At 62.2% G+C, this 23139-nt stretch carries 13 protein-coding genes; 7 read left to right on the plus strand and 6 right to left on the minus strand.

What is annotated here, in order from left to right; all coding sequences use genetic code 11:
- Position 1 precedes the first annotated feature (1 nt).
- From VH569_RS27165 to VH569_RS27195, 7 genes are all read left to right on the plus strand, one after another.
- Positions 2 to 2158, plus strand: a complete 2157-nt coding sequence (locus VH569_RS27165; protein ID WP_423319443.1) for a peptidase domain-containing ABC transporter — start codon at positions 2 to 4, stop codon at positions 2156 to 2158.
- 12 nt (positions 2159 to 2170) lie between these two features.
- Complete coding sequence (locus VH569_RS27170) at positions 2171 to 3589, plus strand: HlyD family type I secretion periplasmic adaptor subunit (protein ID WP_423319444.1); 1419 nt, start codon at positions 2171 to 2173, stop codon at positions 3587 to 3589.
- Between the two features lie 2 nt (positions 3590 to 3591).
- Positions 3592 to 4941: an SEL1-like repeat protein gene (locus VH569_RS27175; RefSeq protein WP_423319446.1), complete on the plus strand. Its 1350-nt coding sequence runs from the start codon at positions 3592 to 3594 to the stop codon at positions 4939 to 4941.
- Between the two features lie 18 nt (positions 4942 to 4959).
- Complete coding sequence (locus tag VH569_RS27180; protein WP_423319448.1) at positions 4960 to 7254, plus strand: glycosyltransferase family 2 protein; 2295 nt, start codon at positions 4960 to 4962, stop codon at positions 7252 to 7254.
- A 686-nt stretch (positions 7255 to 7940) separates the two neighbouring features.
- Positions 7941 to 10808 (plus strand): glycosyltransferase, encoded by a 2868-nt coding sequence (locus VH569_RS27185; RefSeq protein ID WP_423319450.1) that lies wholly within the window; start codon positions 7941 to 7943, stop codon positions 10806 to 10808.
- A 138-nt stretch (positions 10809 to 10946) separates the two neighbouring features.
- Positions 10947 to 11273 (plus strand): NAD/NADP transhydrogenase alpha subunit-like protein, encoded by a 327-nt coding sequence (locus tag VH569_RS27190; RefSeq protein ID WP_423319452.1) that lies wholly within the window; start codon positions 10947 to 10949, stop codon positions 11271 to 11273.
- The gene (locus VH569_RS27195; RefSeq protein WP_423319454.1) at positions 11273 to 12508 is read left to right on the plus strand and encodes a peptidase G2 autoproteolytic cleavage domain-containing protein; all 1236 of its coding nucleotides are present in this window, start codon (positions 11273 to 11275) and stop codon (positions 12506 to 12508) included. Before VH569_RS27190 ends, VH569_RS27195 begins: the two co-directional genes overlap by 1 nt.
- A gap of 214 nt (positions 12509 to 12722) precedes the next feature.
- On the opposite strand, the gene VH569_RS27200 is transcribed toward VH569_RS27195, so the two are convergent.
- The 6 genes from VH569_RS27200 to rfbC all read right to left on the minus strand — a co-directional run bounded on the left by VH569_RS27200 (position 12723) and on the right by rfbC (position 23134).
- On the minus strand, positions 12723 to 14693 hold the full coding sequence (locus tag VH569_RS27200; RefSeq protein WP_423319455.1) for an SPASM domain-containing protein: 1971 nt from the start codon (positions 14691 to 14693) through the stop codon (positions 12723 to 12725).
- Positions 14694 to 14699: 6 nt separating this feature from the next.
- Positions 14700 to 16529 carry a radical SAM/SPASM domain-containing protein gene (locus tag VH569_RS27205; protein ID WP_423319456.1) on the minus strand — a complete coding sequence of 610 codons (1830 nt, stop codon included), beginning with the start codon at positions 16527 to 16529 and terminating at the stop codon, positions 14700 to 14702.
- Between the two features lie 123 nt (positions 16530 to 16652).
- Positions 16653 to 18581: a glycosyltransferase family 2 protein gene (locus VH569_RS27210; RefSeq protein WP_423319458.1), complete on the minus strand. Its 1929-nt coding sequence runs from the start codon at positions 18579 to 18581 to the stop codon at positions 16653 to 16655.
- 17 nt (positions 18582 to 18598) lie between these two features.
- Complete coding sequence (locus VH569_RS27215) at positions 18599 to 21601, minus strand: glycosyltransferase (protein ID WP_423319459.1); 3003 nt, start codon at positions 21599 to 21601, stop codon at positions 18599 to 18601.
- 31 nt (positions 21602 to 21632) lie between these two features.
- Positions 21633 to 22571 carry an NAD-dependent epimerase/dehydratase family protein gene (locus tag VH569_RS27220; RefSeq protein ID WP_423319460.1) on the minus strand — a complete coding sequence of 313 codons (939 nt, stop codon included), beginning with the start codon at positions 22569 to 22571 and terminating at the stop codon, positions 21633 to 21635.
- Entirely contained in the window at positions 22568 to 23134 is a 567-nt protein-coding gene (gene rfbC, locus VH569_RS27225) for a dTDP-4-dehydrorhamnose 3,5-epimerase (protein ID WP_423319462.1), read from the minus strand. The genes VH569_RS27220 and rfbC overlap by 4 nt, the downstream gene beginning before the upstream one ends.
- Positions 23135 to 23139: the final 5 nt, after the last annotated feature.

The raw sequence follows: 23139 nt of genomic DNA on the forward strand, positions 1-23139 counted from the left end.
CATGACCTTAGCTGCGGAAGTCCCCTGCGCCCACACCGGGCTGCATTCCCTGGCTGTCGTCGCGCGCCAGCGTGGCCTCGACGTTTCGGCCGAGCGGCTTCAGCACAGCAACGTCATCGGAAACGAGGAGCTGGACACCGCGCGCCTGCTGCGTGTCGCCAAGTCGATCGGCCTGAAGGCCGAGGCGACGACGCTGGACTGGGACGATCTGGGCAAGCTCCAGGATGCCTTCCCCGCCATTCTGCGTCTGCGCAACGGCAACTCGATGGTGGTGGTCGGCTTCGGCAAGCAGGGCGACACCGACGTCGCCATTTTGCAGGATCCGCTGGCCGGGCAGGAGCTGATCCTGCCGGTCGACCGAATCCGCCTCAGCCAGGCCTGGGCCGGCGAGGTGGTGCTGCTGAAGCGCGACTATGGCCTGACCGACGCCGAGCAGCCTTTCGGCCTGAAATGGTTCCTGGTGGAGATCCTCCGCCACAAGCGCATCTTCCGCGACATCGGCATCGCGGCGATCCTGATGAGCCTGTTCGCGCTCGCCGTGCCGATCTTCTTCCAGCTGGTGGTCGACCGCGTGCTGGTCCACCGCAGCATGGGCACGCTCGGCGTGCTGATGATCGGCATGATCGGCGTCATCCTGTTCGAGGCGGCCTTCTCGTACCTGCGCCAGTACCTGATGCTCTACGCGACGAAGAAGATCGACGCGAAGATGAACGTTCAGGTCTTCAACAAGCTCGTCGGCCTGCCGATGCATTACTTCGAGCGGGTATCGTCGGGCGAGATCGTCAAGAACGCCCAGCAGGCCGAGCGCATCCGCAATTTTCTCACCGGCCAGCTCTTCATGACGCTGCTGGACACGGTCTCGCTGGTCGTCTTCCTGCCGATCATGTTCATGTACAGCGTGCCGCTGACCTTCCTGGTCCTGGCATTCTCGATTTTGATGGCGATCAACATCGGCATCATGATCCCGCTGATCAAAGGCCGGATGAAGGACCTCTATCAGGCCGAGGTCCGCCAGCAATCCTTCCTGATCGAGAACATCCACGGCATGCGCACGGTGAAGTCGCTGGCGCTCGATGGCCGTCAGAAGCTGGAATGGGACCACCGCGTCGCCCGTGCCGCCGAACAGCGTTTCGACGTCGGCCGCATCATGATCATCGGCCAGACGATCGCTCAGCCGCTGAACCAGCTGATGATGGCCTGCCTGCTGGGCCTGGGCACCTATCTGGCGCTGAACGGCGACATGATGATGGGAGCCTTGATCGCCTTCTACATCCTGGCCGGCCGCGTCACCCAGCCGCTTCTGCAGATGGCCCAGCTGGTGCAGCAGTTCCAGGAGGTGTCGATCTCGGTCCAGATGCTGGGCACGATCATGAACCACGCGCCGGAAGAGGGGCGCACCGGCCGCGGCCTGCGCACGCCGCTGCGCGGCACGGTGGAGTTCCAGGAGGTGCGCTTCCGCTATGCGCCCTCCTCGCCGCCGGCGCTCGACGGGGTGTCCTTCACCGCGTCCGAAGGCACCATCCTTGGCGTCATGGGCCGCTCCGGTTCGGGCAAGACCACCGTGACCAGGCTGTTGCAGGGCCTGCACCGGGCGCAGGAAGGCCTGATCCGCATCGATGGCCGGGATCTGCGCGAATACGACCTGGATCACCTGCGCGCCTCGATCGGCGTCGTGTTGCAGGACAATTTCCTGTTCACCGGCACCATCCGCGAGAACGTCTCCGCCGCCAAGCCGGGTGCGACGACCGATGAGATCCTGAGGGTGATCCATCTGGCCGGCGCCGACGAGTTCGTGGAGCGGCTGCCCAAGGGCCTCGACACCATGCTGGAGGAAGGCTCGTCCAACCTGTCCGGTGGTCAGCGCCAGCGTCTGGCCATCGCCCGCGCGCTCCTGACCAACCCGAAGATCCTGATCATGGACGAGGCGACCTCGGCGCTGGACGCCGAGAGCGAGGCGATCGTCCAGGCCAACCTGATGAACATCGCCCGCGGCCGCACCATGATCATCATTTCTCACCGCCTGTCGTCGCTGGTGCCGTCCGACACCATCCTGGTGATGGACCGCGGCAAGGTGGTGGACAGCGGCAAGCATGACGAACTGCTGGTGCGCTGCGACATCTACCAGCATCTCTGGCACCAGCAGAACCGGCACATCTAGGAGCGCGTCCCCTTGACCGCACAAAAGCTTGCGAAAATTGAGACGGCCCGCGTTCCCGCCAACGACGTGGCGTCCCGCGCACCGGCCTCTCCGCTCGACAAGCGGGCCAAGGCACGCGGGAAGGCGGCCGTCGGCGCTTTCCAGAAGGACACGGAGGCGATTCAGAACGCCCCCGATCCGTTCCTGGCGCGTGTCACGCTGCATCTGCTCGGGTTGTTTGTCATCGGGGTGATCACCTGGGCGTCGATGTCCTACCTGGACAAGATCGTCGCCTCCCAGGGCAAGATCATCTCGACCGAGCCCAACGTGATGGTCCAGCCGCTGGAGATGGCGGCGATCAAGCAGGTCCTCGTCCGTGCCGGCGACGTCGTGCATCAGGGGCAGGTGCTGGCGACGCTGGACCCGACCTTCACCCAGGCCGACGTCCTGCAGCTGGAATCCCGCCTCGCCAATGCCGATGCGCAGATCGCCCGGCTGGAGGCCGAGCATGACGGCAAGCCCCTCGTGCCGGTCACGGATCGCTATGGCTACGGCACGCTGCAGCAGGCGCTGTGGCGTGAGCGCCAGGCGCAGTACCAGTCGCAGATGCAGAATTACGAGGAGAAGCTCGCCCGCCTGCAGTCCAACGTCTCCAAGTACGAGATGGACCGCCTGCACCTGAACGAGCGGCTGAAGGTGGTGCGCGAGATCGAGAACATGCGCTCCTCGCTGCTGGCCACCCAGGTCGGCAGCAAGCTGAACCTGCTGCAGGCGGTCAGCGACCGCATCGACATCGAGCGCAATCTGGTGCTGAACCAGAACGAGCTGCAGGGCAACCGCCACGACCTGCAGGCCCAGCTGGCAGAGCGCGACGTTTTCATCCAGCAGTGGAACGGCAAGATCATCGAGGAGCTGGCCACCCAGAGCAACGAGCGCGAGGCGCTGCGCGAGCAGCTGACCAAGGCGCGCAAGCGTCAGGCGCTGGTCCAACTGGACGCGCCGGTCGACGCCATCGTGCTGGAGGTCTCACCCAAGGCCACCCCCGGTTCCATCGCCAAGGAAGCCGAACCGCTCTTCACCCTGGTGCCGGTCGGAGCTCCGCTGGAGGTCGAAGCCAACATCGATGCCCGCGACCTCGCCTTCGTCCAGATCGGCGACAAGGTGCGCGTCAAGCTGGATGCCTATCCCTACATGCAGCACGGCTCGCTGGAGGGCGAGGTGGCGACGATCAGCGAGGATTCCTTCTCCAACAAGGACAATGCTGGCGGGATGCTCTTCTACCGGGCGCGCATCAGGCTGCTGACCACCACGCTGGACAATGTCCCCTCCAACTTCCGCCTGATCCCCGGCATGCCGTTGGTGGCCGACATCAAGGTCGGCGAACGCCGCATCATCACCTATTTCCTGCGCCCTATCCTGCGCGGGTTCGACGAAAGCCTGCGGGAGCCTTGATCGTGTTCGGCAAGCGGAAACGCACCACCTCCACCGTGTTCAAAAAGCCGGATTTCCAGCGCGGTCTCGCTGCCTTCGAGGCGGAGGACTATGCCGGCGCCGTGGCCAACTGGCTGCCGCTGGCCGAGCATGGCGATGCCGAGGCGCAATTCCGCCTGGGCCAGCTCTATACCCGCGGCCAGGGGCTGGTGCGCGACTTCGGCGATGCCGCCCATTGGTTTCGCAAGGCGGCCGAGCAGGGACATCGGGAGGCTCAGTTCTCCCTCGCCCTGTGCTACGCCAACGGCGAAGGGGCGGCGCAGGACAGTGCCCTGCCGGTGCGCTGGTACAAGACGGTGTCCAAGGCCAGCCCGCCGACGGCCGAGGCCAACCTCGCGCTGCTTTATCCCAACGGGCTGGGCATCACGCCGGACATCGCCCAGGCCCTGCACTGGTATAGGCTGGCGGCCGAGGCCGGCCATGCCGAGGCGCAGCACCACATGGGCCTGCTGCATGCCTTCGGGCAGGGAGTGCCGCAGGATCTTGGCGCCGCCGCCGACTGGTACCGGCGCTCGGCCGAAAGCGGCTATGCGGTGGCCCAGCATGCGCTTGCCTCCTTCTACGCCAATGGCCAGGGGGTGGAGCGCGACATCGGTCAGGCCATCGCCTGGTACGGGCGTGCAGCCGACCAGGGCTTTGCCAACGCGCAGCTGGCGCTCGCCATCATCTACGAGCACGGCACCGGGGTGGAGGCCGATCCGGCCCGCGCGGCGGAGTTCTATCGTCAGGCGGCCGAGCAGGGCCATCCGGTGGCGCAGGTCAATCTGGGCCTGCTCTATGCCCGTGGCCAGGGCGTGCCCAAGGATTACCGCGAAACCCTGAAATGGTGCCGCCTGTCGGCCGAGAAGGGCAACGTCAACGCCCAGTTCAACCTGGGCCTGATCCATTCCAACGGACTGGCCGGCCAGCCCGATTATGCCGAGGCGGCTCTCTGGTACCGCAAGGCGGCCAACCAGGGCAATGTCGGCGCCCAGGTCAATCTGGGGCTGATGCTGATCCATGGCTGGGGCGGGCGACCCGAGCTGGGCGAAGGGGTGGACTGGCTGCGCAAGGCCGCAGCGCAGGGCCACACCGGCGCCATGAGCAACCTCGGCGCTCTCTATGCCGATCAGGGCAGCAAGGCTTACAACCCTGTCCAGGCCTATGTCTGGACCATCATGGCCGCCGCGGCTACCCAACCCGGCTCGGAGCGCGACGGGCTGGAAGCCAAGGCTCATGAGTTGGGCAACCAGCTGACCAGCGAGGACCGCCAAAAGGCGCAGGTCATCATGGAAAATTGGAAGAAAAACCCGAAGCTGATGGTGACGGGCTGAGTCCGAACAGAGGCCGCCGTGGCAGTCCAGGGCAAAGTCGAGGCGGTTGAGCGGCTTCCCGGGATCGGCTGGGTTGCCAGGGGCTGGGCTGTCGACCTCGAGGCACCGAACGAGCCTGTGCGCCTTGCCCTTGCCTTTGAGAAGGGCATGCTGGGCGAGTTCAAGGCCGACCTGCTCCATTCCGGGTTAGCGGTCGCGGAGGATGGCCGGCACGGCTTTGCCGTCAAGCTGCCAGGGGAACTGCTGGATGGCCGTCCCCACCTGATCCGGATCCTGGTCAGAAAGGACGGAACGGCGCTCGCCCACGATGGCGAAGAGATTTTCTTCCCGCAGCAGCTGCATGGCCAAATCGAGAGCCTTGAGCATGCGGCGCTGCGCGGCTGGGCGTTCAACGAGCTTGCGCCCGACCGCTCCTGTCTTCTCGATATTGAGATCGATGGCCGTCACGTGGCCATGGTGCCATGCGACCAGCCACGGTCCGACCTGGCTGGGTTCCTGGCAAGCGACGGCCGCCATGGTTTCCGGTTTCCCCTGCCGGCTTCCGTGTTCGACGACCGCCCGCATCGGGTCGTCATCCGCTTTGCCAACACGGACCGGCAGCTTATCGGCAGTCCGTTGGAGGTGCGGTTTCCAAGGGGGGTGCTGACCGCGCGGCGGCGCCGGCTCGACCAGCTGGCGGTGGAGCGGGGTATTGCCCTGGAAGAGGGATTGAACGCTCTGGCCGTCGAGCCGCTGCGGCTCATCGCCGATCCGGCGACGTACTCGGCGTGGCTCGAGCATCATGAGGAGGCAATCGAAACTGCGCTTGCCTCCGTGGGTGCGCAATCCGGTGGCCGAGGCGGTGGGCATCTGGGAAGGCCGACGGTGGAGGTTGTTCCTCTGCCTGGACCAGGGGCGGAGGTGAAGGAGTTTGCGGCGTCGATGGCCGGCATCCCGGCCGACGCGGTGGTTCTGCTCGAGCCTGGCGCCCGATTGCACCCGGCCTTCCTGCCCCTGGTCCAGGCCGCCTTGGCCGAAGACGGCATCGGCTTGGTCTACAGCGACGAGGACAGCCAAGGCGCCGACGGCGGGCGGGTCCAGCCGCATTTCAAGCCCGGCTGGGATCCCGACCGCTATCAGGCTTTTCCTTATGTCGGCTTTGCCTGTGCGATTGCCCGCGACTGCCTGCGCCGGGCGATTGCCCTGGTGACCGAGGCGGAAAGGCCAGTCGATGCCCGGGCCTGGGCGCAAGCCGTGGTCGATACCGCGCTGCTCTCGGCGGCGCCTGAGCGGGTCCGGCAATTGCCCTTCGTGCTCTATCACCGCGGGCCTGGGTCTGTGGAGCACCTGTCAAGGGCGGTGCCGGAGCGGGCAACCCGGGTCCAGGCTCATCTGGATCGGATCGGCGCCCCGGCCGATGCCGAGCTGGACGGACCCGAGCGGGTGCGGGTGCGGTGGCGGCTGCCAGCTTCCCCTCCCCCGGTGACCCTCATCGTCCCGACACGCGATCGGGTCGACCTGCTCAAGGCCTGTCTGGAGAGTGTGCTGTCCAAGACGACCTACCCGCGCTACGACATCGTCATTATCGACAATGACAGCAGGGAACCGGAGACGCTGTCCTATCTGGAGAGCTTGGCCCGGCGGCCGGGCGTTTGGGTCCGACGCTGGCCGCAGCCTTTCAATTATGCAGCCATGCACAACGCAGTGATCGAGGAAATCTCCAGCCCCTATGTGGCGCTGCTCAACAACGACGTCGAGGTGATCGCGCCGGAGTGGCTGGAGGAGATGATGGGGCATGCCGTTCGCCCGGAGGTTGGGGCGGTCGGCGCCAAGCTGCTCTACCCGGACGGCATGATCCAGCATGGTGGGGTTCTCGTTGGTCAGCATGGGGCAGCCGATGCCGCTCAGCGGGCCTTTTCCGGGGATGAAGAGGGGTATTTCCACTCGGCGATGCTGGTCCAGACTGTCTCGGCGGTGACCGCGGCCTGTCTGGTGTGCCGGCGGGATGATTATCTGGCGATTGGCGGCATGGATGCCGAATGCTTCTCCGTCGCCTTCAATGATGTCGACCTGTGCCTGAAACTGCAGGCGCGTGGCCGGCGCATCCTATGGACGCCGCATGCGCTGCTTTACCATCGCGAGTCGGCAACCCGACAGACCGGCCGCTCGCCTGAGGCCCTGGCGCATGAGCAGCGCGAGGTGGCCCATCTTCGCTCGAAATGGGGGACGGAAACCTTCGCCGATCCCTTCTACAGCCTCAACCTGACCCGGGGGCTGCAGACGCATGTCGATTTCAACTGGCCGCAGCCTTCCTCCGCTTCGGACCAGGGATGAGCAAAGCGGAGTCGGTCAGAGTTCAGGGCGGCCGTCATTACTGTCGTTTGTCCACCCATTTATCGTTGGGGCATGCCAGTTGGACGCCTCGAAAAACGGTGGCGAAGCCAGTCTGAGGCCTGAACCGGGGGATCAGGAGAGGGGCCGCAAGTGACTGCCAAGTCCCCTTTCGACACCCCCGTCCCGGCGATCGTCAAGGAAGGCGTGGCGCGTGCCCGCTGCCGGCAAGCAGATCAGCCACCCCCCATTCCGACGGAGATGCTGCAGATAATAGTGTTCCGCTGCTTCGCGGCTCTCGAACGATTTCAGTGGATGGTCGTTGAACTCGGACGTCATCCACCATGCTCCATTGTCATACCCGAGCGTGTAGCGGCGACTTTGCAGCATGAGCACCGTCCATTTGTTTACCGGTTCAAGGATATGGCAGAAGATGGCTGCCGACAGTGACACGCTGGACGTAGCCCGGTCGGAGGAAGGGGCGCGCGGCACAATTTCCCATGGCGTAAGCTGGGAGAAGCGTCAGTGCTCACGTCATGGGACGGTAACCATGCATTCAGGGGCGGCGCGCCTGGCCAAACATCATTGTCACTACCATACGCTCGGACAAAATTTGTAATCTGCATGGTCGCATGCGATAATCCGCACCATTGCGTATTCAACGTTAGCTAAAAGAACGGATTGGAGCGATGGTTGAGGGGCTGCCCTTTGTATTAGAGGGGTATGTTGAAGGATTGTCCGGCCAGAATTTCCGTGGATGGATATGGTGTGTTGGCCGTCCCGATATAAAGCCTTCAATCTATATTAATATAGATGGAATTTTCCTACATAGAAGCGTCGCTGATATTTTCCGTGAAGATCTTCTTGGCGATCAAAAGTCGGATGGGCGGGCCGGGTACCAGTTCTCCCTGCCGGCGGAGATTTTCGATGGCCGCAACCATAAGCTCGAGCTGCGATGGGAACTGCTTTTTGACGGAGAAACTTATTCAGGCGTAATCGACAGCGTGGAACTGGCCTGTCCTGCCACGCTGCCGGATCCGGCGGATGCCCCTCCGCCCTCCCATCCGTCTGTGCTCATGGAAAGCTATTTCGAAGGGGTTCGGGAGCGCACGCTCAACGGCTGGGCCTGGTGTGTCGACCATCCATCGGTCAAGCCGACCATCGATGTCATCGTCGATGGCGAACGGATCGGCAGCACCGTTGCGTCTGACTACCGGGCGGACCTGCAGGATGCCGGCAAGTCCGATGGGAGCGTCGCCTATTCCTTCACGTTGCCCACCCATCTGCTCGATGGGCAATACCATGACATCATGCTGACTTGGAGCGTTCCGCTGGACGGCGAGGTCCATCGAGGCCCCCTTCTCGGCGAGCCGATCCGGATTCAGGTTCCAAAAGCCAACCGGCTTCTTGAGCAGTGGCTGTTGCACCGGACCTTGCCGGCGGCAGGAGACGGGGGCCAGGACCTTGCGCGGGGGAGCGAGGCTGCGTCCATTCCACAGACGGCCAGCACGCTCACCCTTTTATCCCGGCAGCAGCCGGTCACGGTGATCGTCCATCTCGATGAGCAGGCGGAACTGGCCCAAACCTGCCTGGATGCGCTGGTTGCCCACACATCCTATCCCTGCAAGGTCGTCATCGTCGACGATGGCACGTCCAATGCGCGGATCGCCGATCTGATCGGCTTCCTTCAGGCGCGATCCGGCATGGTCGAGGTTCGGCGCAACCTCCGCCCCGTCGGTTTTGCGGTCAGCGTCAGGCAAGCCATGGCGGATACGCCGGGCGACGTGGTTCTTCTCAGCAGCAGGGTCCGGGTCACGCCCCATTGGCTGGAGGGGCTGGTGCGCGCCGCTGCCCATGCCGCCGACATCGGCATCGTGGCCCCGCTGTCCAACCGGCTGGCTTGGCTTGGCCTGGACGACGCTGTCATCGACGACGCATTGGCGCGTCAACTTGCCCGCTCCAGCGAGCGGCTCTTGCCGGCGGGCCACGGCTTTCCCCTGGACTGCGTGTTTCTCCGCCGGGCCCTGATCGACGAGGCTGACCCGTCCGGTGCGGCCGATGAGCCCGACGCCGAACAGGCCGCGAGGAGCTTCTTCGCCCGCCTGACCGGGCTGCAATGGAGCAGCGTGCTGGCCGACGATGTGCTCGTCCATGTGGCCGGCACGCCGGCCATGGTGGGTGGGGCGGAGGAGCCGGCCCATCACCTGCTGGTCAAGCGCCTGGCCGGATCGGATGCCGGCAGCCAGATCGCCCATGCGGTGGCGCAGGCGACGAAGCAATGCGATGCGGCGATCCGTCCCCGCCTGCTGTACGTGCTCAGCCCCCCCGACAATTCGGGAACGCCGTTGATTTCCCTGTCGCTGGCGCGGTGGATCCGCGATGCCTATGAGCCCTGGTTCGTCTGGGGCGACGGGGACCGCATCAGCCTCGCGGTCATGAACGATGCGGGCGATGTCGAACCGGTCGCCACCTGGAAGGTCAACGCGACGCTGACCCCGTGGGATTTGAAGCGTGGCGACATCGATACAGTCCTGTTCAAGATCCTGCGGGATTTCGACATCGCGCTCGTCCATTGCCGTCAGGTGATCCAGCTCGGGCTGTCGGTGACCAGGGTGGCGCAGGCTCTGGGCGTTCCCGTCATCCTCTCGTTCCACGACTTCTATCTCGCCTGTCCGACGGTGACGCTGCTGGACGGGGAAGGGCGGTTCTGCGCCGGCCACTGCGACAAGGGGAGCGGCGACTGCCGGTCCTACTTCATCCCCGAGCACAGCCTGACGCTGCGCGACGGCTGGACGCCGGCTTGGCAACGCTTCGTCGCGTCCATGTTCCGGTTCGTCGATGTGTTCGTCACCACGACGCCGTCCGCTTATGACGTGCTGACCGGCGTTTATCCGGAGTTGCGGCAGCGCGAATTCCGCATCATCGAACATGGACGGACCTTCCCCGAACGCTACGGCACCCTGGCCGCGCCTTCGCCCGACCGGCCGGTGAAGGTACTGGCCCTCGGCAACTACAACACGGCCAAAGGCCTGCGCACGGTGCGGGCCTTGGCCGAACTGGACCAGCAGGCTCCGGATGGCGCGCGCATCGAGCTTCACTGGCTGGGCGAGGTTCCCGGCGGCATCGCCGCCGTGCCGGTCGGGATCCATCACGGTTCCTACCAACAGGACGAGGTGCTGTCCAAGATCGGGGAGATCGGCCCCGATTTCGTCCTGCTGCTGTCGACCTGGGCAGAGACCTATTGCCACACCCTGAGCGAGGCCTGGGCGGCCGGCATTCCCGTCATCGGGTCGCGGCTGGGCGCCATCGGTGCGCGGATCGAGGAGCATGGCGGCGGCTGGACGGTCGACCCCCACGATGCCGCCGCCATCCGCGACCTGATCCTCCGCCTGTCGGCCAACCAGAAGGAATATCGGGCCGTCAGCGGGCGCATCCCGTGGATCCCGATCCGTCCCAGCGAAGACATGGCGGCCGATTATCTGTCGCTGTACGCCGACACCGTCAGCCGCCGTTTCCCGCTTGCGGAAGCCGGCCAGTCCGGCAGCCCCAGTTTTTAAGAATATTTTCTTGAGCGTGATGCGCAGCCTCGGATAGGCTTTCCGCAGTCAAGGGACACATGTGTCATCGAACAGCCCGCCCGGCATCGCCGCGGCGGGCTTTTTCGTCCCTGCGCAACGGCAATCCGGGAGAAGGCGATGCAAGGATTTAGAACCTATAAGGACGATATGGGGGAGAGGACCGCGATCGTCCAGCCATCCAACTGCCGCTATGCCGTGGCGTTGACGGCGGGGGTGGGCGAAACGGTCACCGTTCCGGCGGACGCGACCGGCGTGGTGTTCAATGCCAGCGGCCCGTTCTGGGTACAGTATGGCGCTCCCGCCACCCTCCCGACCGGCAGCATCCTGGACGGCAGCGCTCCCGAACTGGCGCCGCAGGCCCGTCGGGTCAAGGCCGGCAGCATCCTGGGGCTGGTCGCCCCGGCCGCTTGCCTTGTCTCCCTTTCGTTTTTCGGAGGGCGCTGATGACCGGCTCCTATCACCACTCGATGCTCGTTCCTCAGCCGCTTTCCAGCATGCAGGTGGCGGCTGGAACGGCGGCGGCGCCGTCGGTCAACTTTGCCAACGACGCGGACACCGGCGTCTTCTCCCCGGCCGCCAACACCCTGGCGCTCTCCACCGGCGGCAGCGAGCGGGTGCGGGTGGACAGCAGCGGTCGTGTGGGGATCGGGTGCAGCCCCTCGGTTCCCCTGGAGATTCGTCAAGCTGCCCCGCAGATCCGTCTCTACGATGGCAGCATCATCGATGCCCGGTGGTATACAGTGTCTGGCAGCGGGGCGACCATCTTCGGGAATCTCAGCGGCCATACGCTTGCCTTTTATGCTGCCAATGCTGAGTTCATGCGCGGCCAGCCTGACGGTAAGGTCGGGATCGGTGCGGTTTTCCCCAGCGCCCGGCTGCATGTGAACGGCAGCGGGCCGGCTTTGTGGGCGGTGACCAGCGATTCCGCATCGCCTGCCCTCCGCGGCTACGCCACCCACGCCAGCTATGCCAGCCAAACGCTTCTGCTGGATGCGGATCGTCCCGCTGCCAGCGGGTTCGTTTTCCTGCAGGCGCGATCCGGTGTCGCATCGTCCCCCGATACCAAGTTCAAGCTTCTGGGCGATGGCAATGCCTATGCCGACGGCGCCTGGACGGGCGGAGGCGCCGATTACGCCGAGTTTTTCGAATGGGCGGACGGCAATCCGGACGGTGAGGACCGGCGCGGGCTTACCGTGGTTCTGGAGGGTGAGCGGATCCGTCCGGCGACCGAGGCCGACGCGCCCGAGCGGATCATCGGCGTGGTCAGCGCCACCCCCACCGTGATCGGCGACGCCGCCTGGAATTACTGGTCCGGCAAGTATCTGCGCGACGAGTATGGCGGCCTTATCACCGAGGAGTACGAGGTCGTCAGTTGGGAGGACGAGGAACCGTCAGAGCTGGGTGGGGAACCGGTGCGTCACCAGCGCAGTTTCCCTGCCGATACGGTTCCCGAGGGCGTCGTCGTTCCCGCCGATGTTCACCGGGAAATCCAGCATCGGCCCATCCTCGATCCGGCTTTCGATCCGAACCGCCCATATGTTCCTCGGGCCGGGCGCCGCGAATGGGCGACCATCGGCCTGATGGGCAAACTGCGCATTCGCCATGGGCAGCCGACAGGGGAACGGTGGATCAAACTGCGGACGCTCACCCCACTCGTCGGTGAATGGCTGGTTCGCTAAAGCATTTGCCCAGCCTGCCTTCTGGCAGGCTGGGCAAGCATCACTCGCCAGAGAAAACGTATAATATTTATCATGCGCTCAATAATTAAAATTTGAGAATTTACTCATATATCCAAGTGATTATCTCGATGAATGGACCTTTCTGGCTGGATGATTTAGAGGGGTGTTCAATAGCTCATGGAGCGCCAGAAATAGACCATGTGCCGCCAATATATTATTTCCTAAGCGCCAGTCGGTTGATGTCATTTCCAATCGTGATTGTGAGGTCCTGCTTCCTCAATTCGGGATTTTGTGGGGGCAGATTAATGATGAAGCCATGGCATCCATCGCCCTTGCCGGCGCGTTCCAGATCACCCCGGCTGCGGTTAGCAATGTCTTCGGCAATCGGCACTCCATTGTGCCACACCCGAATCGGAAGCCGTAGGTCTGGAAAAGCTGGAGACCAGACCCATCCTTCGACCTTATTGCCTGATGAACGCTCGAACCAGCCTTCCAGCAGCCCATTCACGCTGGTGTCCACCAGCGGTATTTTATGGCCTGCGGCAAAAATTATCTGAAGAGATTTGATTTGGTCTTTGTAAATTTCATTAGACTCATTTTCCTTGCTTCTTTCAGTAACAATCATCTTTTGCTCTGGGCGAATCAACATAACGTCATCGCCGCTTAATTCATTATCTTCAAGTATCCTGAGAAAATCTTCGAAATCTGGATGTCCAGTCCGATAAATATTTGCCAGTTCGTACTGACCTTCAACAAAGGCGCCCATTTGATTATGGACGGGATCGAAACGAACAGAGGCGCCCAGTTGTCGAGCCATCTTGACGAATGCAGGCATTTCACGGTAGTTCGCCTGCTGAACGACAAAGTTCAACCGAAATTCCGGGAACAGACCCGCCTTGTGCCTTTTCGAAATTCCCTCCAAATTACTTTGTAGTGTCTTCCAATTACCACCGCGCCTTACCAAGCGATAAGTCTCCTCGGTAGCCGCGTCAACGGATACTTCCAGACAATCGATCATATCAGCTAAATCAGGAAAACGATCCCACTCCCGTTCCGTCAGGAGCGTGCCGTTGGTGATCAGTCTGAACTTCAGAGACGGATATGTTTCGCGGGTCAGTTGTTTGACAATTTGCCTGTAATGTTTACTTGCGAACAGCTCGCCACCGGCGATTCTGAGTTCTTTTGCATTCTTAAGTAAAGGAAAGATCACCCGATCAAGCACGACATCCAGCTTCTGGCGCTCGGATTCGTCGATGGCAATCACATGATCCCGGCAGGATGAACACCAAAGGTTACAGGTGATGTCATGCTTCAGATTGATAAATTCCGGGCCAATTTGCATCGGATGTTGGTAGAATGTAGGAAGATCCGCCGCATCCGGCAGTGCATCGCCCATCATCATGCCGCAGCTTCGACTGCAATATGTGAACGACCCATCGGTGCATGATCGGCGGAATGCTTCGGCTGTGGAGGAGTTCCAGATCTCCTCGTAGCTTTGATGGTGAACATTGCCGATGGCTGCGCCACCGACCAGCCCGCCACAGCAGATGTGAGCGTCTCCCTTTTCGTCTACTTCAAAATTTCTGAAGGGACGCTCGCAATACCGTCCATGAAAGTCTCGCAGTAACGTGCGTTCCACCACACTTGGGTTCAAGGCCTCCACGTCCCCGCCCACTGTGCGATAGGCGCGCAATGTGTCTCCCAGAACGGCTTCGCCGAAATGGCAGTTTGGAGACAACTGGTGAGCCTTTCTTGCAGCGAGAACTGCCTCATTGAAGCGGCCAGCAGAAAGGAGCGAGCGGGCTAGGAGAAGAAGCCCGTGTCGCCAGGAGGGATCCATCTCCACCATGGACTTCAGCAGCATGGTGGTGGGCTCGTCTAGTAGCACGTCTGGAGCCGGCAGTGTCGGCTCGATCCCTTTGGCAAGGACCTTGAAGACATAGGCGAGGAATGCCGTATGGTCTGCGTCGATACGGAAGTAGGGGCGGATATCAGTGCTTGGTGCTTCGAGTAGGTGAGAAAATCCAGTATCTTTTCTGTAAAATCGGCCTATTTCTTTGATAGCGGCGACGGCCTCAACCTCATTGCTTAGTTTTGACTTCGCCTTCTTGTAGTATTCTTGCAGAAAACTATCTACGGCAAAAGCTGAATTCTTGGCAGTATGTTTGTTCCCACTAGTTTCCATTTCGGCTTAACCTCGCAGGGTCATACAGTTTGGTTCATTGCCGATGGTGATGGAAACTTGTTCCTTTCGCCATCCACCCTCCCGCCAGGGCAGATTGATAATGAAGCCGTGGCATCCGTCGCCCTTGCCAGCACGCTCCAGATCACCTCGGCTGCGGTTGGCAATACCTTCGGCTATCAGGACTCCATCGTGCCAGACTCGGATCGGAATCCGCACGTCCGGGAAAGCCGGGGACCAGACCCATCCTTCGACCTTGCTGCCTGACACACGCTCGAACCAACCTTCCAAAAGTCCTTTTACGTTGGCCTCCACGATGGGGATCTGAGTGCCAGCAGCCAAGATAATCTCCAGCTGCATTTTTGCGTCTTGCGCCACGCGCGGGGGCGCTTCCTCTCCCTTGAAACGCTTGATGATGGATTTGCTGGGGCTTTGCTGCATCAGTCGGATTACATCCGGCGCTTCTTCTTCGAGAGTACCGGAGAGATCCGACCGGAAACGGTCAACATACCAATCCAAGTAATCTTGAACGATGTTGAAGGCAAAATGATCGGTTGGGCCGATCTTGTCTTTCAGACAACGCGTGCACATGTTCGTGGGATACTTCCCTTCGAGCACGCCTTTCTGAAGAGCCTGAAATCCGGCGCCACGCCAGGACTGAATGCCATCCTCGATTTTGACCGAGCCCAGGAACGGATGGTCGGACCCCGAGAAGCAGCAGGGTCTTAGGCCGCCGTTGTTGCTCACATAGGCGGTCTTGAACGGCTCCATGCAATAGAATTTGTCGTTGCCGGTGCCGGCCTCTTTCAATTCGGCGATGTTGAGCATCTGGCTCGCCTGATCGAGGGAATCTTCGGCGTGGATAATCGGCCGCAGCTTTTTGGCGGCGCTTCCTTCGGCCTTGGGCGCGCGGGAGATTTGCGCGAAGGTATCGATTGTGTTCTCACCAAACTTTGCGAAGGAGAGTTTGCCATCGACTTCGGTTTCAAGATGCTTGATAAGCTCCTGATACTCTTCCTCGGTCTCAACGGCATTGTGGAGATACTGATTCACGCCGACGACTACACCACGGCGCGCGCCGATCTCAAGAGCACGCTGAATCACAACGCCCTCAACCCAAGGCCGCATGTATGAAACATGCTCGTAAAGCTCCGGGATGCGGTCGTATGGCTGCAATTTCTTCAGGTGAATGATATCTGCACCGCAGTCTGCCATCAGATCGACGAACTTATCGAAATTAGCGACATGATGGTGGAAGCCAAGCGAGTTGATCTCGACAAGTGGATATCGCGTGCCTTTGGCTTGCTTAGCTTCTTTTAGGCGCTTCAAGCCATCTACCAGGGTGTCGTAATTGCCGCCGATATAAACCTTTTCGTAGTCTTCCTTGGTCGTGCCACTGCAGCTGACCATGATCTTATGAACGCCCTGCTCGACCAAGAACTCGGCAAGGTCGCTATTCAATTCTTGTCCATTAGTGATGAAGTGGATCATCACGTCGTAGCTGGAAACCAGCTTGATGATCTCACGGAACTGAGGATGGATGGTCGATTCTCCAAAGCCTGAGCAATGGACAAACAGCGCGCTCTTCAGTAGAGAAAGGAAATTATTGTCAAATTCGTCAGGCTTAATAAGACCGCGATCTTTTCCTTTAATAATTTGCAGACGATAAGGATTGATAGCCGAAAATTCGGCACACATAGCGCATTTTAAGTTGCAAACGTTGCTGACTTCGAAAAATAGCTCAAGCGGAAATCTTGGCAGCTCGGTTCCGCGGCAGAAATTCGCAAAAGACTTTATGGCTGCTATCTTATCAGCCTCGTATCTAGAACGCGCAGCCATTACATGCTCCCTGCTCTGAAAATTTTTGGCAAACACACATGTGCGCAAGAATACTCCGAAACGGTTAAAATAAAATTAACCTCTCGGAAAATTCATATAGCGCCACTGTGTTAACTATCTCTGTTATTTGCTCGGCAAAGATGCTTTCTTAATGAAATATTGCTGAAGTCCAGTCTCGATCAACTCCGGTGCCAATCCCACCACCCGGGCAATCGTATCGGAGGCAGCGACATATACTGTCCATCGGCTACGCCACTCCTCGATGGAGGTGACATCGGTGGTTGTTTCTCTGCCGTTGTCCAGCATACGCAGGCAGGCGTTGCAAATTTCGGCTGCTGGTAGGCCGCAAGGTTCACCACGATAGTTGCGTAGAGTTCGGCCTGGACAAAGTAGGGCATAGTCGCTCAGAACAATGTGAAGTGTGATCTTTAATTGTTTTTTTTGTTCCGTCAGAAGCTTTATTGCGGCGGCGATAACAACGTTTTCCGGCAGATCATACAAAGTCACGTCTGTGACGTTGAGGAGGTGCAGCAGCTTGATTAAAGCCGCCGGGGACGAGGCGTGGAAGGTGGTGGCGATTTCTTGGATGAATACCGAGACCTGGACATTGGCACCGCTGGCCGCGCCGATCCAGACGCAGACGCCGCCCTGTTCGCATGTCTCGACCTTCCGGCGGAGTGCCGCAGCCGGCGCATGGCCGGTGTTTGCGACGATGGCCCGGCCCGGTGCCTTCAGTTCCCCGGTGACGAGCCGGGCGGCGACCAGCGTGCGCAATCCCGCCATGGGGTCGGCGGCGAAATACGACATCACCATCCCGTGATATTCGGGGAAGCGCGAATGGATGGTCTTCAGGTTGCGGGCGATGAGCTGGCGCTTCTCCTCCGCCATATAGACGCCGCCATGCTTGTGCCAGACATACATGTTCGGCAGCAGGATGTTGCGGTAGCCCAGGCGATGCGCCTTCAGGCACCAGTCATTCTCCTCGCCATAGCCGAAGCCGTAGGTGTCCGCGTCGTAATAGCCGATGCGCTCGAGGACGGCCTTGTTGTGCGCCATGCAGAACCCGACGCCCGACGGCAGGGTGACGCCGCCGTCGGGCCAGGCGATGCCCTGGAATGCCCGGTCGACCACTTCCACCGGCTGGTCGCGGAACCGCAGATTGTCCTCGCCGACGATCGGGAAGCTGCACACTGTGCCGGCGTTGGTGAAGGGGGTCACCGTCGCGATGTCGTCGTTGTCCAGAATCGGCTGGATCAGGCGCTTGAGCCAACCCGGCGGCAGCACCAGGTCGGTGTTGAGGACGACGACATGGCGGCCGCGCGGGGCGGCTTCGTACGCGGCGCAGATCCCGCGGATGTAGCCTTCGTTCTCCTCGACGCGGATCAGGCGCATCCGCGGCTTGTAGCGCTGGTGCGCCTTCTCCAGGAAGGCCACGACCTCGGGATCGGCGTTGCCGTTGTCGACGACCGTCACCTCCATCGGATGGCCGGGGGCGGCGAACACGGATTCGAAGAAGGGATCGAGGAAGTGCAGCCCCTTGTAGACGGACACCAGGACGTTGACCGGTTCCTGTTCCGCCTGCGGCCGGCGTTGGGAGGATTGTGCCGGGGGGCGCGCCTGGAGGCGCTCGATCTCCACCGCCAGATCGCGCCGGGTGGTGCCGGAGGCGACAAGGTCGATGTGCGGGGAAACAAACGGCGACAGCGGCTGGATGCGCGGCTGTCGCCGGCCGCCCTCGTCCTCGCTGACATAGAACAGCGCCAGCGGCACTTCCACGGCGGAGCCGTCCTCGTAATGCAGGCACAGGTCGATCTGCGCCTGCGGCTCCACCATCAGTCCATACACGCGGAAGCAGGACTTCAGCGAGGCGTCGGAGCGATGCGCTTCATAGACGTCGTTCCGGACGAAGCCCCAGTTGGCCACGCGCACATCGGTTCCGGATGCGGTCGTCGCACGCACTTCGAGCCGCGTGATGACCTTGTCCGCATCGAAAAGCCAGCCCTGCAGGTGCAGCAGCCCGTCGTACCGGATGTTCTCGACATAGAATTTCATCTGGCTTCGGTCCTGACTCAAAGGCTGCCGGAAACGCCGATACGGCGGAGATAGTCGTCCCGATACTCATCGCGCGAGACGCCGATGTGCACCGGAACCGCCTTGCTCAACGAGGACCGCTGGCGGTAGGCCTCCAGCAGGGCATCCCCCAGATGCTCGGGCGAGGACGGGTATGGAACGGCGATGCCGCCCTCCATGGCACGGATGCGGTCGCCGATCGCCCCCATGTCGTAGCCCACCGGAGTGAGCCCTGCCGCCAGGGCCTCGGACAGCGTGTAGCAATAGGTTTCCGGCCAGATGCTGAGGAACAGGGCAATCTGGCAGTCGGCCGCGGCCAGGATGCCGGGCAGCCGGTCTCGGGCATAGCTCCCGTGGAAGGCCACATTGCCCAGGCCGTTGAACCGTCTGGGATCCGGGACCGATCCGATCACATGGAACTGCAGGGGCATGTTCCGCTTGTCGGCCCACCGCGCCAGCCGGATCAGCTCTTCGAAGCCCTTGTGGACCCCGATGCCGCCGATCACCGCCACGCCGATCCGGTCCGCATTGGCGATCCTGCGGGTATGGACGGTGGAGGGAACCGGCTCTGCATGCCCCAGGATCTGGAGGTTCGCCGACGGGTAGTACCGCTTCATCCGGGCCAGCACGTCCGCCGCCGGCACGAAGACCGACCTTGCGGACTCCAGCCGCAGGGCGTGGTGCCGGCGCCAGGCCGATACCGTTCCGCCCAACTCCTTGTAGCGTTCATCCTCGCCCGGATAGACGCCGGCGAAGGAAACGCATTTCTCGCAGGCGCTCAGCGCCGGCTCGCCGCAATAGCGCTCGGTCTCGTCCATCAGCGTGACGCGCGGGCAGATCCAGTAATAATCATGAACCGTGATGTCGAGAGGAACGCCCAGGCGCTCGTTGAGCGTCCAAAGCTCGTCGGAATGTCCGAGGATGTGGTGGAGATGGACCGAGCGTACGTTCAGCGCCCTGGCGGCCTCGACCAGCCCATCGATGCCATCGGCCACGTCGATGCGGCGGGCGATGTTGCCGACAGGGTCCATCAGCAGCACCGACTGCCTGTTGTCGCAGCGGACGAACAGCGAGCGCACCCCGGCTTCCGCCGTTATGGCGGCGACATCCTCGCAGTGGGTCACGATGCCGCCGCCCAGCCCGTGCAGGATGTGCAGGATGGTGGGGCGCTGGTCGGCGCACATCTGCCGCTCCGCGATTCTGTCGGTCATGGCGAGATACGCGGCATGATCCTCGGAGGACAGGAAATCCGCGGGCTGCAACATGCTGGCGACAGGCAGGCAAGCCAGATCGGACAAGCCGTGCAGGGACCCCTTGGCGGACTGCGCGTCCGCCCAGCGGACCAGGGCATCCGCCAGCGTGGTCTCCGGCGGCAGGTCCAAGGCGGCGCTGCCGCCCTTCAAACACACCGCCTCCAGGCGGGGACGCTTGAGGAAAGCGATTCTCGGCCGTTCGGAGTCCAGGACCGTCTTCCCGGATCCGGCAGGCTCCGATCCCGATGCATCGGTTCGCTGCGGCAGGATGGCCTGCGCATCCGCCCACCCCATCATCGACAGCGATGCCAGCAGGGGGTTGGTCGCGAGCTGCCGTTGCCACGCCAGAACGATGGTGGGCAGAGGGACGCAATCCGCCTGGACGATCAGAAGGTTGACCGGGGACTCGGCAGGACCGGCCAGATGCCGCCGGATGAAGTCCCCTTCCGTCAGGCAGGCCAATCCGGCCGCTTCCAAGGAGGCGCGCAGATCGTCCGTTGCCAGGCCATGCATCCCGGTCATGACCACCTGCGGAGCGTTCTGGAGGCTGCCCACCTCCTTCAGCGCCGTGACGAGCGTGTCCGGGTTCAGGCGGTCCGCCGTGCCGCCATCGACCACCACGGCCATGAGCAGTTCCGGCTTGTAGTTTTTCCGGGGTGCCAGGCGCAGTGCGCATCCGGGTTGGAGGCGGAATATATCCTGCCCCTCGACCAGCGACGAGGCCCGGCCCACCATGGAGAACAGCTCGGACATGTTGACCTTGACGCCCACGGTCGTGGTCTGCAGTGCATCCAGGACAGCGCACGCCATGCGGGCCTTGAGGCTGCTATAGCCACGCTCCGTGTAAAGCAGCAGCGGCTGTTCCGTGAGGTGCATGTCGGTTCCATGCACCTTGATGGTCACGCTCAGCGCATCCTGCTCCCGAAGAGACTTCGGGAGGTTCAGAAGAAAGCCATGGAAGACCGTCTCAAAGCGTGAGGCAAGGTCGCCGCGTTCCCGATTGGCCTCGACCATGAAGGTCTGGCCTCCGAGCTTGACGTCGAGCTTGACGGGAGTGTTCGGCGCTGTCTTTTCGATCACCCAGCCGGAGATCCGGTCGGTGGTCAGGACCTCGACGAATCCTTCGTAATCCGCCTGATAAACCTTGGGAGACCCGCCGAGCGCCAGCCCTTGGCAGCGCACCTCGACCGTATGTGGCAGGCCATCGCTGCATATCCTGGGAAGTGGAATGGAAAAGGCGGAACGGCCGATGTGGATGCCGAGCAGGGCGATGTCGGCGCGCGGCTGGTTCGCCGTCGCTTGCCCGTGCAGCACGCCGTCCACGTACAGCTCCACGGTCTGAGGCTTTGCCGTCAGGGACCGGGAACAGCACCATCCCTTGGCGGCTCCCTCGGAGATCAGGTCGAAGCAGCCGTCTATCTGACCAGGCCCCAGTTTCTGCAGGCTTCCATGCAGGGGGGCATACCGGTTCCCGCCCATCACGGCAAAGGCGCTGACCTCATGCTCCTGGCCACTGAAAAAACGGGCGGGAAGCGGAATTTGGAAGCGGACATGCGTATGGCCCTCTTCCAGTTGCGGCCCGGGGCGGTCGGCGGTGCCCTGGGCAACGATCGTTCCGTCCACGCTTATCGCGATGTCGACCGGCTGCGATGTGCTGCCGAATGCCCATCCTACTGCATAAACACCCTCGAATCCATTGAAGCAACCTTTGATGTTTAAAGATTGCGAGGCGACCGCCTTGGTTTTCATTTGAACTTCCCTAAGGGTGCTATGCTTATGCTTAGATGGATCTAGTCTTGCTTTGATAATATTGTGCTAGATTGTCCCAGGATTTGCTCTCGCTCCAGCCGAGTTTGCCGATGTCGGGCAATTCGGTATTGATCCGGACCATCGGCTCGCTGAAATCGGCCTGCTCGGCAAGCTCGACCGGGGTGTCGATGCCAAGCCGCGACCCGATCTCCCTCGCGAAGCGCAAGGCAAAGGCGCCTTGCGTCTCCACATAGCCACTTGGATTGTGCCGTGCGGCACCATGGCCGGCGGCAACATCGGCGGCGAAGGCGGCATAGCTCCGGGCCAGCAGATCCACATGGATGTTGTCACGCACGTAGCGGGGCGTGAGCACGGACGCGGTCTTCCCCGCGACCCAGCACCGGATCAGGTGGGCGCAGAAGCGCGGCTCCTCGAAGGGGCCGAACGGATTGGGGATGACGAACTTGCCCAGCCCGACGCCGAGCACGCCCGCCCAATACTCGAACATCTGGCCCGTCAGCCCCTTGGAAAGCCCATAGGGGGAGAAGGCCCGCAGGGGCTGGGTGCCCGCGCCTTCTCCCTGCTCGAACACGCTGCCGGTCAGCACGACGCTCCGGCCGCCATGCTCCGTGAAACGGCGGAGGACGGCCGGCAGATTGCGCGTGTTGTCGGCAAGCGCCGCCGCCACGTCGAAGTCCATGCTCCGGTAGTTGGTGACATTGGCCCCGTGGTGGCACAGCAGATCCCATTGGCCGTCGCCGAGCAGATCGAGGAAACGCTCCGTGCCGAAGGCGGCGTCCGGAACCAGTTCGACCTCGTCCCGCAGCCCGTCCACGCGTTCGGCACGGATCCCGTCATAGCCTTCCGGTGTGCCGCGAAGCGGCGCCACCACGTGGTGGCCGGCGGAGGCCAGCGTCCGGGCAAACCAATAGCCGGTGAAGGAACTGACTCCCGTCAGCAGGATCCTCACAGCAGCCCCCGCATCGTGTCGACACCATGCCAGGCCGGATCGAAATCAGGCCAGTTCCTGTCCTTTTCGGAAACCTCGCTGGGGACGATCGGCCATTCGACGGCGAAGGAGGGGTCGTCGTACCGCACGCCGCGCTCGCTGTCCGGCCCGTAATAGGCGTCCACAAGGTAGAGCGCTTCGGTATTGTCCTGCAGCGTGATGAAGCCGTGCGCGCAGCCTTTCGGCACGAACATCATCAGGCGGTTGTCTTCGTTCAGCTCCGCGCCGAACCATTTGCCGAAGGTCGGCGAATCCGGACGCAGGTCCAGGACCACGTCGTACAGCCCCCCCTTCAGGCAGCGCACCAGCTTGGACTCCGCATCCGGCGGAAGCTGGTAATGCAGGCCGCGCAGGGTGCCGGCCGAAACGCTCAGCGAATTGTTGATCTGCAGGAAGCGCGACGGCAGGCCGGCCTCCGCGAACTCCCGCTCGCAAAAGAAGCGGGCGAAGAAGCCGCGGTCGTCGCCGCGCTTCTCAAGTTCGATCAGTCGGACACCGGCGACCGGCGTGGTGTGGAACTTCATCGGAA

Source organism: Azospirillum sp. 11R-A, from assembly GCF_049472615.1.
In the GTDB taxonomy this organism is placed as follows: domain Bacteria; phylum Pseudomonadota; class Alphaproteobacteria; order Azospirillales; family Azospirillaceae; genus Azospirillum; species Azospirillum palustre.

What these genes read in the sequence shown, in the direction of transcription:
- VH569_RS27165 (WP_423319443.1), top strand. Translation starts at nt 2, where the DNA reads ATGACCTTAGCTGCGGAAGTCCCCTGCGCCCACACCGGGCTGCATTCC.
- VH569_RS27185 (WP_423319450.1), top strand. Translation starts at nt 7,941, where the DNA reads ATGGTTGAGGGGCTGCCCTTTGTATTAGAGGGGTATGTTGAAGGATTG.
- VH569_RS27190 (WP_423319452.1), top strand. Translation starts at nt 10,947, where the DNA reads ATGCAAGGATTTAGAACCTATAAGGACGATATGGGGGAGAGGACCGCG.
- rfbC (WP_423319462.1), bottom strand. Translation starts at nt 23,134, where the DNA reads ATGAAGTTCCACACCACGCCGGTCGCCGGTGTCCGACTGATCGAACTT.
- VH569_RS27195 (WP_423319454.1), top strand. Translation starts at nt 11,273, where the DNA reads ATGACCGGCTCCTATCACCACTCGATGCTCGTTCCTCAGCCGCTTTCC.
- VH569_RS27200 (WP_423319455.1), bottom strand. Translation starts at nt 14,693, where the DNA reads ATGGAAACTAGTGGGAACAAACATACTGCCAAGAATTCAGCTTTTGCC.
- VH569_RS27205 (WP_423319456.1), bottom strand. Translation starts at nt 16,529, where the DNA reads ATGGCTGCGCGTTCTAGATACGAGGCTGATAAGATAGCAGCCATAAAG.
- VH569_RS27210 (WP_423319458.1), bottom strand. Translation starts at nt 18,581, where the DNA reads ATGAAATTCTATGTCGAGAACATCCGGTACGACGGGCTGCTGCACCTG.
- VH569_RS27215 (WP_423319459.1), bottom strand. Translation starts at nt 21,601, where the DNA reads ATGAAAACCAAGGCGGTCGCCTCGCAATCTTTAAACATCAAAGGTTGC.